Annotated in this window: 12 protein-coding genes and 1 tRNA gene; 8 read left to right on the forward strand and 5 right to left on the reverse strand. The window is 51.9% G+C overall.

All coding sequences use genetic code 11. The annotated features are described in order from the left end of the window. From B2R29_RS08860 to B2R29_RS08880, 5 genes are all read left to right on the forward strand, one after another. A tRNA-Glu gene (locus tag B2R29_RS08860) sits at positions 1-69 on the forward strand. A 181-nt stretch (positions 70-250) separates the two neighbouring features. Next, positions 251-823, forward strand: a complete 573-nt coding sequence (locus B2R29_RS08865) for a KdsC family phosphatase (protein ID WP_301180721.1) — start codon at positions 251-253, stop codon at positions 821-823. A gap of 3 nt (positions 824-826) precedes the next feature. Next, positions 827-1,837, forward strand: coding sequence for an NAD-dependent epimerase (locus B2R29_RS08870; protein ID WP_301180722.1), 1,011 nt, complete (start codon positions 827-829; stop codon positions 1,835-1,837). Next, a complete protein-coding gene (gene kdsB, locus B2R29_RS08875) occupies positions 1,837-2,610 on the forward strand; it encodes a 3-deoxy-manno-octulosonate cytidylyltransferase (RefSeq protein ID WP_301180723.1) in 774 nt (257 codons plus the stop codon). The genes B2R29_RS08870 and kdsB overlap by 1 nt, the downstream gene beginning before the upstream one ends. 14 nt (positions 2,611-2,624) lie before the next feature. Continuing rightward, positions 2,625-3,041: a DUF3429 domain-containing protein gene (locus B2R29_RS08880; RefSeq protein ID WP_301180724.1), complete on the forward strand. Its 417-nt coding sequence runs from the start codon at positions 2,625-2,627 to the stop codon at positions 3,039-3,041. A gap of 12 nt (positions 3,042-3,053) precedes the next feature. Here the strand turns inward: B2R29_RS08880 and B2R29_RS08885 are convergent, their stop codons facing one another. From B2R29_RS08885 to purB, 3 genes are all read right to left on the reverse strand, one after another. Then, entirely contained in the window at positions 3,054-3,965 is a 912-nt protein-coding gene (locus B2R29_RS08885; protein ID WP_301180725.1) for a GNAT family N-acetyltransferase, read from the reverse strand. A gap of 88 nt (positions 3,966-4,053) precedes the next feature. Continuing rightward, on the reverse strand, positions 4,054-5,208 hold the full coding sequence (locus B2R29_RS08890) for a cupin domain-containing protein (RefSeq protein ID WP_301180726.1): 1,155 nt from the start codon (positions 5,206-5,208) through the stop codon (positions 4,054-4,056). 155 nt (positions 5,209-5,363) lie between these two features. Beyond that, positions 5,364-6,728: an adenylosuccinate lyase gene (gene purB / locus B2R29_RS08895; protein ID WP_301180727.1), complete on the reverse strand. Its 1,365-nt coding sequence runs from the start codon at positions 6,726-6,728 to the stop codon at positions 5,364-5,366. Between the two features lie 234 nt (positions 6,729-6,962). Between purB and B2R29_RS08900 the strand changes: the two genes are divergently transcribed. Beyond that, positions 6,963-7,526 carry a DedA family protein gene (locus B2R29_RS08900; protein WP_301180728.1) on the forward strand — a complete coding sequence of 188 codons (564 nt, stop codon included), beginning with the start codon at positions 6,963-6,965 and terminating at the stop codon, positions 7,524-7,526. 26 nt (positions 7,527-7,552) lie between these two features. Here B2R29_RS08900 and B2R29_RS08905 read toward each other — a convergent pair whose 3' ends face one another. Next, on the reverse strand, positions 7,553-8,386 hold the full coding sequence (locus tag B2R29_RS08905; protein ID WP_301180729.1) for a 6-pyruvoyl trahydropterin synthase family protein: 834 nt from the start codon (positions 8,384-8,386) through the stop codon (positions 7,553-7,555). 176 nt (positions 8,387-8,562) lie between these two features. On the opposite strand from B2R29_RS08905, the gene B2R29_RS08910 reads away from it, so the two are divergent. After that, complete coding sequence (locus tag B2R29_RS08910) at positions 8,563-11,499, forward strand: hypothetical protein (protein ID WP_301180730.1); 2,937 nt, start codon at positions 8,563-8,565, stop codon at positions 11,497-11,499. Positions 11,500-11,548: 49 nt separating this feature from the next. Here B2R29_RS08910 and B2R29_RS08915 read toward each other — a convergent pair whose 3' ends face one another. Beyond that, positions 11,549-11,767, reverse strand: coding sequence for a hypothetical protein (locus B2R29_RS08915; protein ID WP_301180731.1), 219 nt, complete (start codon positions 11,765-11,767; stop codon positions 11,549-11,551). Between the two features lie 309 nt (positions 11,768-12,076). Here B2R29_RS08915 and B2R29_RS08920 point away from each other — a divergent pair, with 309 nt between their 5' ends. Then, on the forward strand, positions 12,077-14,251 hold the full coding sequence (locus B2R29_RS08920) for a malate synthase G (RefSeq protein ID WP_301180732.1): 2,175 nt from the start codon (positions 12,077-12,079) through the stop codon (positions 14,249-14,251). Positions 14,252-14,316: the final 65 nt, after the last annotated feature.

A 14,316-nucleotide genomic window follows, 5' to 3' on the forward strand; every position in this document is an offset into this window, starting at 1 on the left:
TCGTCTAGAGGCCTAGGACACCGCCCTTTCACGGCGGTAACAGGGGTTCGAATCCCCTTGGGGATGCCATCTTTATTTCTGAACGTTATTTCGAAGCCGTGTTGGCTTACATTCCTATTTTTGTTTCGCTTTAATATCCAGTCTCAGGTCTTATCGCAATTGTTGCATAAAACCTGATTCCGCCCGCACTAACCCTGCCAATCACTTGCCGGAGTCGGTACAATTGGTACTTTCGATCGCGGTGATTGGTATGGTTCATCTCCCCAACGCAATTAAAGAAAAAGCCCGTGCAATTCGTCTTGTCGTATTTGATGTGGACGGCGTATTGACTGATGGCACTTTGAGTTATTCCGCCTCGGGTGAAGAGGTTAAGCATTTCAACGTAAAAGACGGCGTGGGAATCAAACTGCTGAATGTCTTTGATATTGATACTGCCATTATTTCTGCGAAAGACTCGGCGCCACTGGCGAAACGGGCGGCGGATCTGGGTATCAATCGCTTCTTTCCCGGTACCAAAGATAAATGGCCGGTGTTGGCTGATTTGATGGATGAACTGATGGTTGACCCTTCAGAGGTCTGTTATGTCGGCGATGATGTGATTGATCTGAAGGTCATGACTCGCGTTGGTCTTGCAATATCTCCGGCAGACGGCTTCTGGATGGTTCGTGATCGTGCAGATCTGATCACCGAGGCTCCGGGCGGGAAGGGGGTTGCGCGTGAAGTCGCGGATATCGTTTTGGGCAGTCGTATGCCGTTAGAAGAGGCTTACATTAAGGCGATGCTGCCAGAGTTTGAAAGTCTTAATGACGCTAAGGATAAATAAAAAGTGAAGATTTTAGTCACGGGCGCCGCCGGTTTTATTGGCGCCTTTACCAGTAAAAAACTGGTTGAAATGGGTCACGAGGTTATTGGTGTCGATAACCTCAATGACTATTATGATGTTGCACTTAAGCACGGCCGCCTGGGGTGGCTGGAGCCGTTAAGTGGTTTTCAGTTTCAGCAGTTGGAGCTGGCCGATCGTGATGCGGTTGCCGCGTTATTTAATGAGCATAAGTTTGATCGTGTTATTCACCTAGCTGCTCAGGCGGGTGTACGTTATTCCATCACGAATCCTCACGCCTACGTGGACAGTAACCTGATCGGCTTCGTGAATGTGATGGAAGGCTGCCGCCACCATGAGGTGGAGCATTTTGTCTATGCCTCATCCAGTTCGGTGTATGGTCTGAACACGCACTTGCCGTACAGCACCGGTGATCGTGTGGATCATCCAGTGTCTCTTTATGCAGCAACGAAAAAGTCGAATGAGCTGATGGCTCACACGTATGCACACTTGTACCGTTTGCCGACCACCGGACTACGCTTTTTTACGGTGTATGGCCCATGGGGGCGTCCGGATATGGCGTACTTCAGTTTCACGAAAGCCATCCTTGAAGGCAAAACGATTAATGTCTTTAACCACGGCAAGATGCAGCGTGATTTTACCTACATCGACGATATTGTTGAGGGCGTTGTGCGTATTGCTATGAAAGCGCCGGAGTCGGTTGAGAACTGGACGCCAGAATCTGGTGACTGCTCACGCAGCTCAGCGCCGTATAAAATCTACAATATCGGTAATCATAACTCGGTAGAGCTGGGCACCTTTATTGAAACAATTGAAGGCGCTTTGGGTGTCGAAGCCGATAAACATTATATGGAAATGCAACCCGGCGATGTACTGGCGACGTATGCGAATGTTGATGACCTGGCTGCTGACGTCGACTTCGCACCGAACACTCCGTTGGCGGATGGCATAGGCACCTTCGTTGACTGGTACAAAGACTTCTATAAGGTCAAATGATGTCTGGATATAAAATCGTCATTCCCGCGCGTTACGCATCAAGCCGCTTGCCGGGTAAACCACTGATTGATCTGGCTGGCAAGCCAATGATTCAGCACGTGTACGAGCGTGCGCTCGAAGCGGGTGCTGAAGATGTGGTTGTCGCGACTGATGACGACAGAATTGCTGATGTTGCACGCGGCTTTGGCGCTGATGTGGTGATGACATCGCCTGATCATGAGAACGGCACCGAGCGCATTGCTGAGGTGGTTTCTTTAAAGGGTTGGCCGGCCGATACGGTCGTTGTGAATCTCCAGGGAGATGAGCCGCTGATTCCCAAATCACTGATTGAGTTAACAGCGCAGGGGCTGTTGCAAAATGCGGATGCTGGGATGAGCTCGGTGTGTACGCCGGTCACAACCGCACATGACGCGTTTGACCCGAATGTGGTGAAGGTCGTGTTGAACGAGCGACACTTTGCGATGTACTTCAGCCGTGCACCGATTCCTTGGGATCGCGATCTGTACAAAGAGAGCCAGGAGGAGGTGACCGGTAGAATGCCTGTTTACCGTCATATTGGTATGTACGGCTACCGTGTATCGTTCCTGAATGATTATCGTGAGATGGCACCTTGTCCGATCGAACTGACCGAATCACTGGAGCAGCTTAGGGCACTTTGGTATGGCGTCGGTATTCATATGTCGGTTATTGATCAGGCACCGGGTCACGGCATTGATACGCCGCATGACGTTGAGCGTGTAGCTGCTATCCTGAAGGCAGGCCATCACAAATAAATTATGGGGTTACTATGAACGGAATTAGCCAGAAGTTGGGATACGCGGGGCTGATCCCGTTCATCTTTTTCTCTTTATCTGTGCTTGCCGGGAGTGCGTGGGCGCCCGATTTCTTCACCTTGTACTCGGCGTTAATCCTGAGCTTTATGGCGGGGGCATGTTGGGGTGTAATGCAGGCGCACCGCGATCACGTTTCCGCCGCTGAGCTGGGGCTATCCATCGGTGTGTTTTTGTGGGGCTGGCTGATGTACTTCGTCCCTCATATCGTGGGCCTGCCCGGCTTATTGCTCGGGTATTGGGTGCTGGTGTGGCTTGAGCGTCAACCGGTGTTTCGCCAGAGCTATAAACGAGACTACCGCACGATGAGATGGATACTGACTCTGGTCGTCAGTGCCTGTCATGCTATCGCTTTCTGGGGCTTGCTTAGATAATTTTGCCGCAGGTTATATTGATAGCCTGCGCGCTTCTCTTGGTCGTTGGCCCGTTTCTGTGAGCGGTTTGTAGTAGGCCTCCATGCGTTTGACCCGACTGGCATCTCCCATCGTCGCAATTCCCTGAGTTTCAGTGGTGAGCTGTAACAACCCCCATGGGCCTGTAATGAGCAGGTCATCCTGCACTTCAGGAGTTACTCTCAGGCTTATCCGGCTGCTCAGACGTTGCTGAAGCCGCAATAGTGGGTGACGATTTATCCCGCCTCTTTCGGAGGGAATCAGGATTTTCACCCGGCGCCGATGTGAGTCCAGGGCAAATTCGCGGACGGCATGCAGTGCTGCCTTGTTCCACCATAGCGGGTGGGTTAAATCGGTACAGGTAATGAGCGCATTGCGTGGACGCATGGCGAGAATCATCTCTACCCACCCGACGAGAGAAATTAAATCGTTCTGCGGGTAAATGTTTTTATCGCGGCCAGGACGAAAAACATAGTTGGTTTCAGGTGCACCTGGGGCTTTGTATACGTTCAGGTGTGCGATACCTGCGTCGTCGAAAAAACCAGCTTCAATATTGAAGTCATTCTTCTGATAGAAGGGGATGGCATGTGCCTGAGCCGCACCCCGTATATCGCGTATTTTTAATTCGTTGCGAGCAAAATCTTCAATGGCATTAATCAGTCGGGAGCCCCAGTGCTGTTTCCTGAATTCTCTGAGCACTGCCATTCGTCCAAATTTACCGTTGTGCATAAGGCGGGCACAGCCGACCGGGTTTCTTCCCTCAAGAGCGAGAAAGTGAATTGCTTCGCTGTCGAATTCATCCCACTCCAGTTCGGGCGGAACATCTTGTTCTTTAATGAACACTTCTTCCCGGATTTTACGAATGATGTCGCGGGATGCCCGCCAGTCTGTGATGCGAATTTCCAAGTCGTTGCTTCCCTGTCTATCTGCAAAAATTCTGGTCTCTGATAAAAAGAATGGCTGCTTAAGTGTGAATCATCAAGCTGAGGCAGACTTAAACAGGAACAATCAGGTCACAGAACACTAAACTGGTTAATAAGGTTTTAAGGTGTGAGTCGTCAAAGGCTTCGATAAGCGATTGACTGTCGTAGCTCGCCTCGTCACATAGCACTTCAAGGGACTTGCCAGCGGAGGCTGGTAGATTGACGATTTCGCCCTGGCAGTAAAAAGCGGCGCCTGTGTCGTTGATGCTATAGGCGAAGCGCGCCTGAGGATGGCGAGTCCATTGTTCAGCTTCTTGCAGTGCTGAAACAGTTTCTGCCCAACCCTGTTCAGAGGTATCAAAGGTGGGGGCTTGCTCCTCATACTTTGCCTCGGTCATAAGCTGCCCGAGCGTTGCTTGGAGCAGGGCGGGATCACTGAGTGCGTCGACGAGGAGAGACTTAAGGCGCGCGGCAGCATCATCAGTGATCTCACCCGGCGAATGCTGAAGACTTAAGCTCGCGTCTGAGTAACGGTTATCTTCCGTTAAGGTTGGGAGCGCGGTGTCGATAGCGCGCTCGAGTAGCTCTGCCGTTGAAGGTGCCCGGAAACCAATAGAGTAGGTCATGCACTCGCCTTGAGAAATGCCCCAGTGGGAAAGACCGGGCGGCAGGTAAAGCATATCGCCCGGCTCCAGTACCCAACGTTCGTTTTCGGTAAAGTCGGCGAGAATCTTAACGCTCGGGCCTTCAAGTATGCTGCTTTTTTCTGAGCACATCTGGCCAACCCGCCATTCTCTCTGACCTTCGGCTTGCAGCAGGAATACATCGTATTGATCCCAATGTGGGCCAACGCTGCCGCCATCGGTGGCGTAGCTGATCATCAGGTCGTCGATGCGCCACGACGGAATAAAGCGAAAATGCTCCAGTAGTTCGGCAGCCTCTGGAACCCACTGATCTACCGCCTGAACTAATAAGGTCCATTTGTTCTCGGGCAGGGCGCGATAGTCTGACTCGGTGAACGGGCCTTTCTTCACTTCCCAAGCCCCTGTCTTGCCTTCTTCGATGATCAGGCGGGACTCGATATCGTCCTCGAGGCTCAGGCCTGCCAGTTCGTCGGCAGCCAGTAAAGGTTCAAATCCTGGGATCGCCTGACGGATAAGTACCGGTTTCTTTTGCCAATAGTCGCGCAGGAATTCTTCAACAGTTAGGTGACCGAGGACGTGCATAAAGGGCTCCGCATATATAAAGTCTTGGGAGTGGCTGAAGATAGAGGTGGGTGTGTGGATTCAGGCCCTGTGTGCCACGGACGGCACACGGGAGCCTCCAGGGATGGATTTACGGCGAGCCTTAATCCGCACATCCACCTCTGGCATTAAGGTATTCAGACTTTCTTCGCCTGAGCCTCTGCGTTACCCACGTACGAGGCAGGAGTCATTGCATTCAGTTCGTCTTTCGCAGACTGCGGCAGCTCAAGAGATGCGATGAATTCGCCCATTGCATCTTTGGTGATGGCCTTACCGCGGGTGAAGGCTTTCAGTTTTTCGTATGGCTGCTCGATGCCGTAGCGACGCATAACGGTCTGAACCGGCTCAGCCAGGACTTCCCAGGCGTTATTCAGGTCTTCGCCCAGACGAGCTGCATTGACTTCGAGCTTGCTGATGCCTTTCAGGGACGCCTGGTAAGCGATCATGCTGTAGCCCATGCCTACGCCCATGTTACGCAGCACGGTAGAGTCGGTAAGGTCACGCTGCCAGCGGGAAATCGGCAGTTTCTGCGCCATGTGCGCGAGCACAGCATTGGCGAGGCCGAGGTTACCTTCGGAGTTTTCGAAGTCGATTGGGTTAACCTTGTGCGGCATCGTCGATGAGCCCACTTCGCCAGCAATGGTTTTCTGCTTGAAGTAACCGTTCGAAATGTACGCCCAGATATCACGGTCGAAGTCGATCAGGATGGTGTTGAAACGCGCAAACGCATCGAACAGTTCGGCGATGTAGTCATGTGGTTCAATCTGAGTCGTGTACGGGTTAAACGTCAGGCCCAGTGAAGTCACGAATGTTTCTGCGTTGGCTTCCCAGTCAATATCAGGGTAGGCCGACAGGTGAGCATTGTAGTTACCCACCGCACCGTTGATTTTACCCAGCAGTTCGACTGCTTTGATCTGCTTGATCTGGCGCTCCAGACGAGCAACCACGTTCGCCATCTCTTTGCCCAGCGTCGAGGGTGATGCAGTCTGGCCGTGGGTACGGGACAGCATTGGCAGAGCAGCCTGCTCGTGTGCCAGCTTGCGGATTTCGTCAGCGATTTTCTGCATCATCGGCAGGATGGTGTCGCGACCTTCTTTCAGCATCAGGCCGTGAGACAGGTTGTTGATGTCTTCAGACGTACAGGCGAAGTGAACAAATTCGTTAACCGCTTTCAGTTCTTCGTTGTCTGCGAACTTTTCTTTGATGAAGTATTCAACGGCTTTTACATCGTGGTTGGTTGTTGCTTCGATGTCTTTTACGCGCTGTGCATCGGCTTCGCTGAAATTGGCCACGATGGCGTCGAGCTGAGCGTTAGTATCTGCAGAGAACGCCGGAACTTCTGTAATTGCTTCGTGCTCTGCGAGGCGCTGCAACCAGCGGATTTCAACTTCGACACGGGCACGGATAAGACCGAATTCAGAGAAAACAGCACGCAGTGAGGCAGTTTTGCTGCCGTAGCGGCCGTCCAGAGGAGAAATAGCGGTAAGTGCAGACAGTTCCATGGGGTCTCTCAATCTTTGGTAATAGGTTGGGCATTCGATGCGTTTTCTGGCGCGGGATTCTAACGGATTTTGAACGAGATCTCAGTACCTGAGGGCCAATATGGAGTGAAACTGTCGTGAAATAGTATCGTGAAATCTAATATCCGGGTATTTAGAGCCAGTTACATAGGCAATCTGGGCACTTCTGGTACAATCGCCGGTCAATTTTCACTGGTGGCTTTAGTAGGACCACGAATGCTGGACAGTTTATTTGGTTATATTGATCACCCCGCCTGGCCAATACTGGTCGTGGTTATCTCTACCTTTATGCTTGAAGATTTAGCCATAATCGGTGCTGCCTTGCTCGCGGCAAGCGAGAAAATGGCGCCCGGGGTGGCGTTTTTTGCGGTTTGCCTCGGGATGTTTATTGGCGATACCGCGTTGTATCTGCTTGGTCGGGCGGCGCTTATCTGGCCGAAGCTGAGACGCAAGATCCGCCACCCAATTATTCAGAAGCAAGTGCAGCCGTTACGGCAATCGCCGTGGAAGCAGTTAATGCTGATTCGCTGTATGCCAGGGCTTCGCACGTTTGGTTATATCGCGTGTGGGTTGGCCAGGGTGCAGGCGGCGCCGTTTTGTCTGGCGAATCTCGCGTCGATCATTGCCTGGGCGACGGCATTGTTTGCCACCACCTACCTGTTAGGGCGTCAGTTTGGTGAGCAGCTCCACGAGTGGGCCTGGTTTCTTCTGCCGTTCGCCATCATTGCCTTTATCTATACGCAACGTCGGGCTCGCCAATCCATGGAAGAGGCTGCCTGAAGGAAAAAACTGCCTGAAGAAGTAGGCTAGCGCTGTACCATCGCGCCTTTATTAACCCCTTCAAATGCTCTCACCCGGACGTTTTGTTCTGGGTGGCGAAGCTTAATTTCCTGTGCAAGGTGGTCAGCGATCAGTTCGACGGTTGAGTCTGTACTCATCATGTAGCAGTGCTCTCGGGCGAGGGTGAGGGAGAAGTCGCCCTGTTCTGCGGTGTAGGCAAATGACAGCGTGTCTGCGTTTTCCGACGACAGGTCCTCCTTGCTGCCGATATAGATATCCTGCCAGCGCTCTGCCCAATACGTCTCTTCGGTATCACTGCGTTCACCGTTCAGCCAGATCTGAATCCGGGAGCGGTGGCCATGGGCAATGCGCTGACAGTTGCCCGCATGTTTTTTCAGACCGTGCGAATAATGGTAGAAGGCACCATTAATAGTTTCAGGGGTGAAATCCAGTGTCAGCTGGTCAATAGTCTCAGGAAAGAACGCCTGCAGCTGTTGGATCGACCAGGCAGCAACGCTTTCTGCTGTTATCTCAGACGCATCAATTAACGTAACTGCTTGGGCTGGTGCACTCATCTCAACGATGCCGCGACCGGTAAGCATGGCAATTTTCACGCGATCGTTTGTTGTTTCAATCTTAAGTCCGGGTGCCTTTGTGGGTACAAGTAGCCGGTGATCCAGCTCAAGATCCAGCCATTGGCGGAGCGTTTTTTTCACAATGCCGAAATCACAGACCATGCCCTGATCGTCCAGCGCTCCCTCAAGAATGGCTGAGGCCCACCAGGTTTCTCCAACGACACCGCGTTTGGCGTCAAGGTAGCTGAAATCGACGTTGGTGAGTTGTTCGACAAATAAGTGCATAAGTACTCCAGTGCAGTTGGGCGCGATTATAGAGGAAAGATAGCGAAGACGCAGCCAGGCCCGGTGCGACTTGTTGATATGCCGGGTTTTGTCAAAACGGTGCTGTCTCAGGTGGCATCCGCACGCGTGACTGATATGATGGCCCACATCTACATCTCTTTTCATTTGAGGCTCGTGTGACCAGACCGTTTTATTCTGTCAGCCGCTTAGCTGTAATTAACACTTTATCCGTCCGTCGTTGGGCTGTTATTCCTATGATTGCTGCGCTGGCAGCCTGCAGTAACGACGATAGTGGTTCGTCGGTTACAACCATTGATCTGGATGTCCAGGTTGGTCAGGAAGACTTTAATGAGGCCATGGTCCGGCGCGTGACCGTCGATGAGACGGGTATGCCTTCTGAGGTTCAACCGGGAGTTCTCAATTTTGCCCGCTTCACCACCGATGACGAAGGGCAGGCAGTAGTCACTGCCGATGGTACGGAAATCGTCTATCTCGATGTCTACGGGCGCGAAAGCAATGACGGCACATCGACAACACGCCGCTGCCAGGTCGTCAACGGCTGTGGATCTGTTTCTTTTGGTTCTGAATACAGCATTGTCGCGGCACCGGGCTGGCGCTCTGTTGCCGCGGGAATCGAAGATGGTCAGCGCATCCGGGTTACGCCCCTGACTGACCTGGCCGCTCAACTGGCGTTTGATCGTGTTTTTAGTGAAAGCTCAGGTACCCAGCAGGATGCAGGCTGGGTAGCCACCGGCTTTTATTCGGTATATTCGACATTGCAGGCAGAGTCGCAGGTATCTCGGTTATTTGGCATCGATTCGGTACAGAGTCGTGAGCCAGCCGATTTGACGCAGATCGAAGAGTGGCGGGGCGCTAATCAGACTGAGGCACAGTACTCCATTCGCTACGGCGCGTTGTTGGCAGCCTGGCAGTCATATGAATTGTCGTATACATCAACGACGGACCTGCCGTCGTTCGCCTCTGCGGTGGCTGCAGATCTGGTTGCTAATGACGGCCAGCTGATTCAGCGCGGTGGTTCGCAGACTTTGTCCATGTACGACTTGTACGACGCTGCCGTTAATAACCTCAACGCGTTAGATGTGACTGATTCAACGGTGTCTGGCTATGTGGCCAGTGTGATTTCTCAACTTCAGTCTGAGCGGGACGCCTTTGTGGATGGTGCTCTGACGTCAATCACACCAGCGTCATTAAGTTCTTTGTTGGGTGACGAACTTGAAGATTATCAGCTTGGCATTCAGCGCACGAAAGCCTTTGTTCAGGAGCTTCGTGACTACGGTAACAGCTTCTTCGAAGAAGGTTACCGGGCTCAGCTCGATAGCTATGCGGATATCCTGCGTGGGGTTGGCGAAGACAATGCTGAGAACCTGGATGAAATTACCACAGCAGTATCGGAAATCGCAGGCTTTTATCGTGACTGTTATCTGAACAGTGGGTGTCCTTCGGTGAGCCCAGAGTGGCAGTGGTATCAGAGCCATACCTATTCGGCTCCTGTGCTCACTCTCAATGGAGGTGGGTTCGAAGTATCTCAGGCCGTTGCCGATATTAATCTGCTGGATGATAGCAATTCCCCGAGCAGCTCCCGGGCGATCGATATTCTGATGAAAGGTACGTTGGTTGCCAATGGCCTGCGGTTAGAGCTGGATCACACGTATAGCGATGATGAAATCAGCAGCCCAAGCGGTTTACGCATTTTTTATGAAGATACGGTAACCGTTTTGCAGGATGAGGTATCTGATCCTGCGCTGGCCTATCAGATACGTTGGACGGATTTCACCTTGTACGATGCTGATGACGTTGGCGCGGCCAGTGAAACCGAGCTGACGGGGGCGTTCAGTATTCTGTATCAGGGAGTGGATGATCCTGATGGTGTTTCTGAGCGTCGATTCAATATTTCAGAAGTTGTTCTTAACAGTCGTATTTCTGATGTGTATGAAGATGACAACGGAACAGACGCAAACATTACTACGGTGTTCTTGACTGCGAATGCCAATCAGGCCTCGGAGTTTTACCCTGAGTCAGAATTTGCCTCGTTCAATGCATTCTTTGAGCGAGCGCCGCTGTACCCGGAAGGCACAGTTGCCAATGGTTTGGTGCAGTACCGTACTGGAACTCAGACAGTGAATGGGCGTGAGACTCAGTATCTGGACTATTTTGTCGACGGCGGGGATGATTTCCGCTACCGCTTCTACCCAACCGTGATGCGCGAAGATGTGAGTGACGTGGATGGTGATGGCAACACCGAGGAGTTGATTGCGACACATGATTACGAGGCGTGCTTGCTGAGTGGCAGCCCTGAATCTCCGGTTATTGATCGTTGTCAGCCTAAGCAGCGCCTGAATGCCGAGCAGGACCTCCAGAATGCAGTGAATGAGTTGTGGCAGATTGGTGTTTTCTCTCGCCCGGAAGTACCGGGGCAGGGCGTGTACTTCGTCGAATTCCCTGTTGAAGCTGCCGATGATCAAGGGTGCCTGACACTTTCTCCGCTGCCGACATCTCTATCTTCATTGGACGGCACCTTGTATAGAAGTGCGCAATTGGGCTTGTCGAGTGCACGCTTTACCAGCGAAGTTGTACTTGACTACTCAACCGCGACTGAGCCGAAAACACTGGTCGATGTCCAGGTAACTGCTCCCTACAGTGAGCAGGTCGACGTGTCGCTTTCTGTGTCGCATGACTATACAAGCGTGAATACGACAGGGCTATATCAGGGCGTGGGCGCTGATCTTGATCGTCTGATTTTCGATTTCAGTACTGAGAGCGGTACGGTTGAAGCCACAAGCCTGTCTGTATTTAAAGACGGTGTTGAACTCTCTCTCGCTGATGGCTCAACCGACACGGTAGACAGCGAAATTATCCTGGGCAGCAATCTCGACCTGGTCGACAGTGCCCCGGTTTACCGCTATATCGTCGGCGATGATGGAGAATATCGTCGGTGTGTTGTTTCTAATACAGCTGAACCTTCCTTCAACCGCGATCCTCAGCAGGCGGTCTACGTGTTGAACTACCGGGACAAGGTGTACGGCAAGGTTGTTTACGAGAGTGGTGTCTGGATTATTCGCTATATCGACGGCACTTGGGAATCGCTTAACTGATGATGTGAGCACCGGCCTGGCCGGTGCTTATTGGGGTTCCCTTTGTGGATTACAGTGTTCCGAAGGAAATAGGAAGCTGTATGTTTACCCGTGTGTTCGGGTTGTACCCGTTACGCGGTCGCTTCCAGCCTGCTTCACCGCTGATACCTTCCTTTATCCTGTTAATTTTCCCGCCGCTCGAGAGGTAAGCCTGAACGTCCGCTTCCAGTTGCTGACGCAGCTCTTCGGGACTTGCCTTACGTCTTTCTGCACCTTTCTTCGAAGCCATATCGGTTCTCCTGTTTGCTACGCCAGATCTGGTTGTAAATCAGTTCTTCTGCAGCAGAGTCAATGTCAGTTACTTCGGGTGCGGCCAAGCTCCTCGTTCATTATAAACACCTTGTATATTTGTTGTATAGGTTTTGTATTGCTTTTAGATTTTTCCGGTCCGAACTCCGCGGGAGTGCTCGCTGGCGGCGGCGTGATACGTAGTCGCGATACGAAAACAGTTGCGTTATACTCCCGGCCCTGAAATTTCACCGGTCTAAGATGCAGTCGACACACAAGACTGCGTCCCCAAAAGAGTTGAGGCTAAACAATGACAGAATACGTTCAGAAGGGTGGACTCCAGATCGCCCAGGAGCTGTACGATTTCATCAATGACAAAGCAATGCCAGGTACTGGTATTGAACAGGATGCGTTCTGGGCGAGCTTTGATGCTATCGCTAATGAACTGGCTCCAAAGAACAAGGCGCTGCTGGCTAAGCGTGATGATCTGCAGGCCAAAATCGATGCTTACCACACTGAGCGTAAAGGTCAGGCTCACAATCCTGCTGAGTACAAAGCGTTCCTGCAGGAAATTGGTTACCTGCTGCCAGAAGGCGAAGACTTCGAAGCAACCACTGCCAACGTAGAGCCAGAAATCGGCCAGATGGCGGGTCCTCAGCTGGTTGTACCAGTGATGAATGCGCGTTTTGCACTGAACGCTGCCAACGCACGTTGGGGCTCACTGTACGATGCTCTGTACGGCACAAACGTTATTTCTGAAGAAGACGGCGCTGAAAAAGGCCAGGGTTACAACAAAGTACGCGGTGACAAAGTTATCGCATACGCTCGTAACTTCCTGAACGAATCTGCACCACTGGCGTCTGGCGATCACGCTGACAGCACTAAGTACGCAATCGAAGCAGGCAAGCTGGTTGTTACTCTCAAAGACGGCAGCACTACCAGTCTGAAAGACGCGTCTCAGCTGGTTGGTTTCAAAGGCGAGATGGCGGCACCAGAAGCTATCCTGCTGGTGAACAATGGTCTGCACTTTGAAATCCAGATCGATGCAACCAGCCCGGTTGGTTCGACTGACGCTGCTGGCGTAAAAGACGTTCTGATGGAAGCCGCTCTGACGACCATTATGGACTGTGAAGACTCGGTTGCTGCTGTAGATGCAGAAGACAAAGTCGTGACTTATGGTAACTGGCTGGGCCTGATGAAAGGTGATCTGGCTGAAGAAGTAACCAAAGGCGGCAAAACCTTCACTCGTACCATGAACCCAGATCGCGAGTACACTGGCCTGAACGGTGAAACCGTTAAGCTGAAAGGTCGCTCAATGCTGTTCGTTCGTAACGTTGGTCACCTGATGACTAACCCTGCGATCCTGCTGGCTGATGGCAGCGAGATTCCAGAAGGTATCATGGACGGCATGATGACTACCTTGATCGCGATGCACGATCTGAAAGGTAACTCTCCGTTCCAGAACTCGACTACCGGTTCTGTAAACATCGTTAAGCCTAAGATGCACGGCCCAGAAGAAGTGGCTTTCGCCAACGAACTGTTCGGTCGCATCGAAGACGCACTGGGTCTGCCACGCTTCACTATGAAGATGGGCATCATGGACGAAGAGCGTCGTACTACGGTTAATCTGAAAGAATGTATCCGTTCTGCGAAAGACCGTGTTGTGTTCATTAACACTGGCTTCCTGGATCGTACTGGTGACGAAATCCACACGTCTATGCTGGCAGGCCCGTTCGTACCGAAGACCGTCATGAAGCAGCAGACCTGGATCAACGCTTATGAAAACTGGAACGTAGACACAGGTCTGGAAACAGGCCTTCAGGGTCGCTCTCAGATCGGTAAGGGCATGTGGCCTATTCCTGATGAGATGGGCATGATGATGGAGCAGAAGATCGGCCATCCTAAGTCGGGTGCGAACACTGCATGGGTTCCATCTCCAACTGCCGCAGCTCTGCACGCTATGCACTACCATCAGGTAGACGTATTCGCTGTTCAGAATGAGCTGAAGAGCCGTGAACATGCTTCTGTTGATGACATCCTGAGCATTCCTCTGATGACTGCTGAAGAAGCGTCAGCGCTGACTGAAGAACAGATCCAGAAAGAAATCGACAACAACTGCCAGGGTATTCTGGGTTACGTTGTTCGCTGGGTTGATGCAGGTGTTGGTTGTTCTAAAGTGCCAGACATCAACAACGTTGGCCTGATGGAAGACCGCGCAACGCTGCGTATCTCTTCTCAGCACGTTGCTAACTGGCTGGAACACGGTATCTGTACCCGCGAACAGGTTGAAGACAGCCTGAAGCGCATGGCTGCGGTTGTTGATGGTCAGAATGCGGGTGACGCTTCTTATATCAATATGGCGCCAGGCTTCGACACTATCGCGTTTAAAGCGGCGTCTGACCTGATCTTCAAAGGTAAAGAGCAGCCAAGTGGTTATACCGAGCCGCTGCTGCACGCATACCGTCTGAAGTTCAAAGCTCAGTAAGTAGCGTCAAGCACTGTAAAAAACCCGGCAAATGCCGGGTTTTTTTGTGTAAAGGGGCAGTAAAA

The organism is Thalassolituus sp. UBA3500 (assembly GCF_002377545.1).
GTDB lineage: Bacteria > Pseudomonadota > Gammaproteobacteria > Pseudomonadales > Oceanobacteraceae > Thalassolituus.

What these genes read in the sequence shown, in the direction of transcription:
- B2R29_RS08920 (WP_301180732.1), top strand. Translation starts at nt 12,077, where the DNA reads ATGACAGAATACGTTCAGAAGGGTGGACTCCAGATCGCCCAGGAGCTG.
- B2R29_RS08865 (WP_301180721.1), top strand. Translation starts at nt 251, where the DNA reads ATGGTTCATCTCCCCAACGCAATTAAAGAAAAAGCCCGTGCAATTCGT.
- B2R29_RS08900 (WP_301180728.1), top strand. Translation starts at nt 6,963, where the DNA reads ATGCTGGACAGTTTATTTGGTTATATTGATCACCCCGCCTGGCCAATA.
- B2R29_RS08905 (WP_301180729.1), bottom strand. Translation starts at nt 8,386, where the DNA reads ATGCACTTATTTGTCGAACAACTCACCAACGTCGATTTCAGCTACCTT.
- purB (WP_301180727.1), bottom strand. Translation starts at nt 6,728, where the DNA reads ATGGAACTGTCTGCACTTACCGCTATTTCTCCTCTGGACGGCCGCTAC.
- kdsB (WP_301180723.1), top strand. Translation starts at nt 1,837, where the DNA reads ATGTCTGGATATAAAATCGTCATTCCCGCGCGTTACGCATCAAGCCGC.
- B2R29_RS08915 (WP_301180731.1), bottom strand. Translation starts at nt 11,767, where the DNA reads ATGGCTTCGAAGAAAGGTGCAGAAAGACGTAAGGCAAGTCCCGAAGAG.
- B2R29_RS08890 (WP_301180726.1), bottom strand. Translation starts at nt 5,208, where the DNA reads ATGCACGTCCTCGGTCACCTAACTGTTGAAGAATTCCTGCGCGACTAT.
- B2R29_RS08880 (WP_301180724.1), top strand. Translation starts at nt 2,625, where the DNA reads ATGAACGGAATTAGCCAGAAGTTGGGATACGCGGGGCTGATCCCGTTC.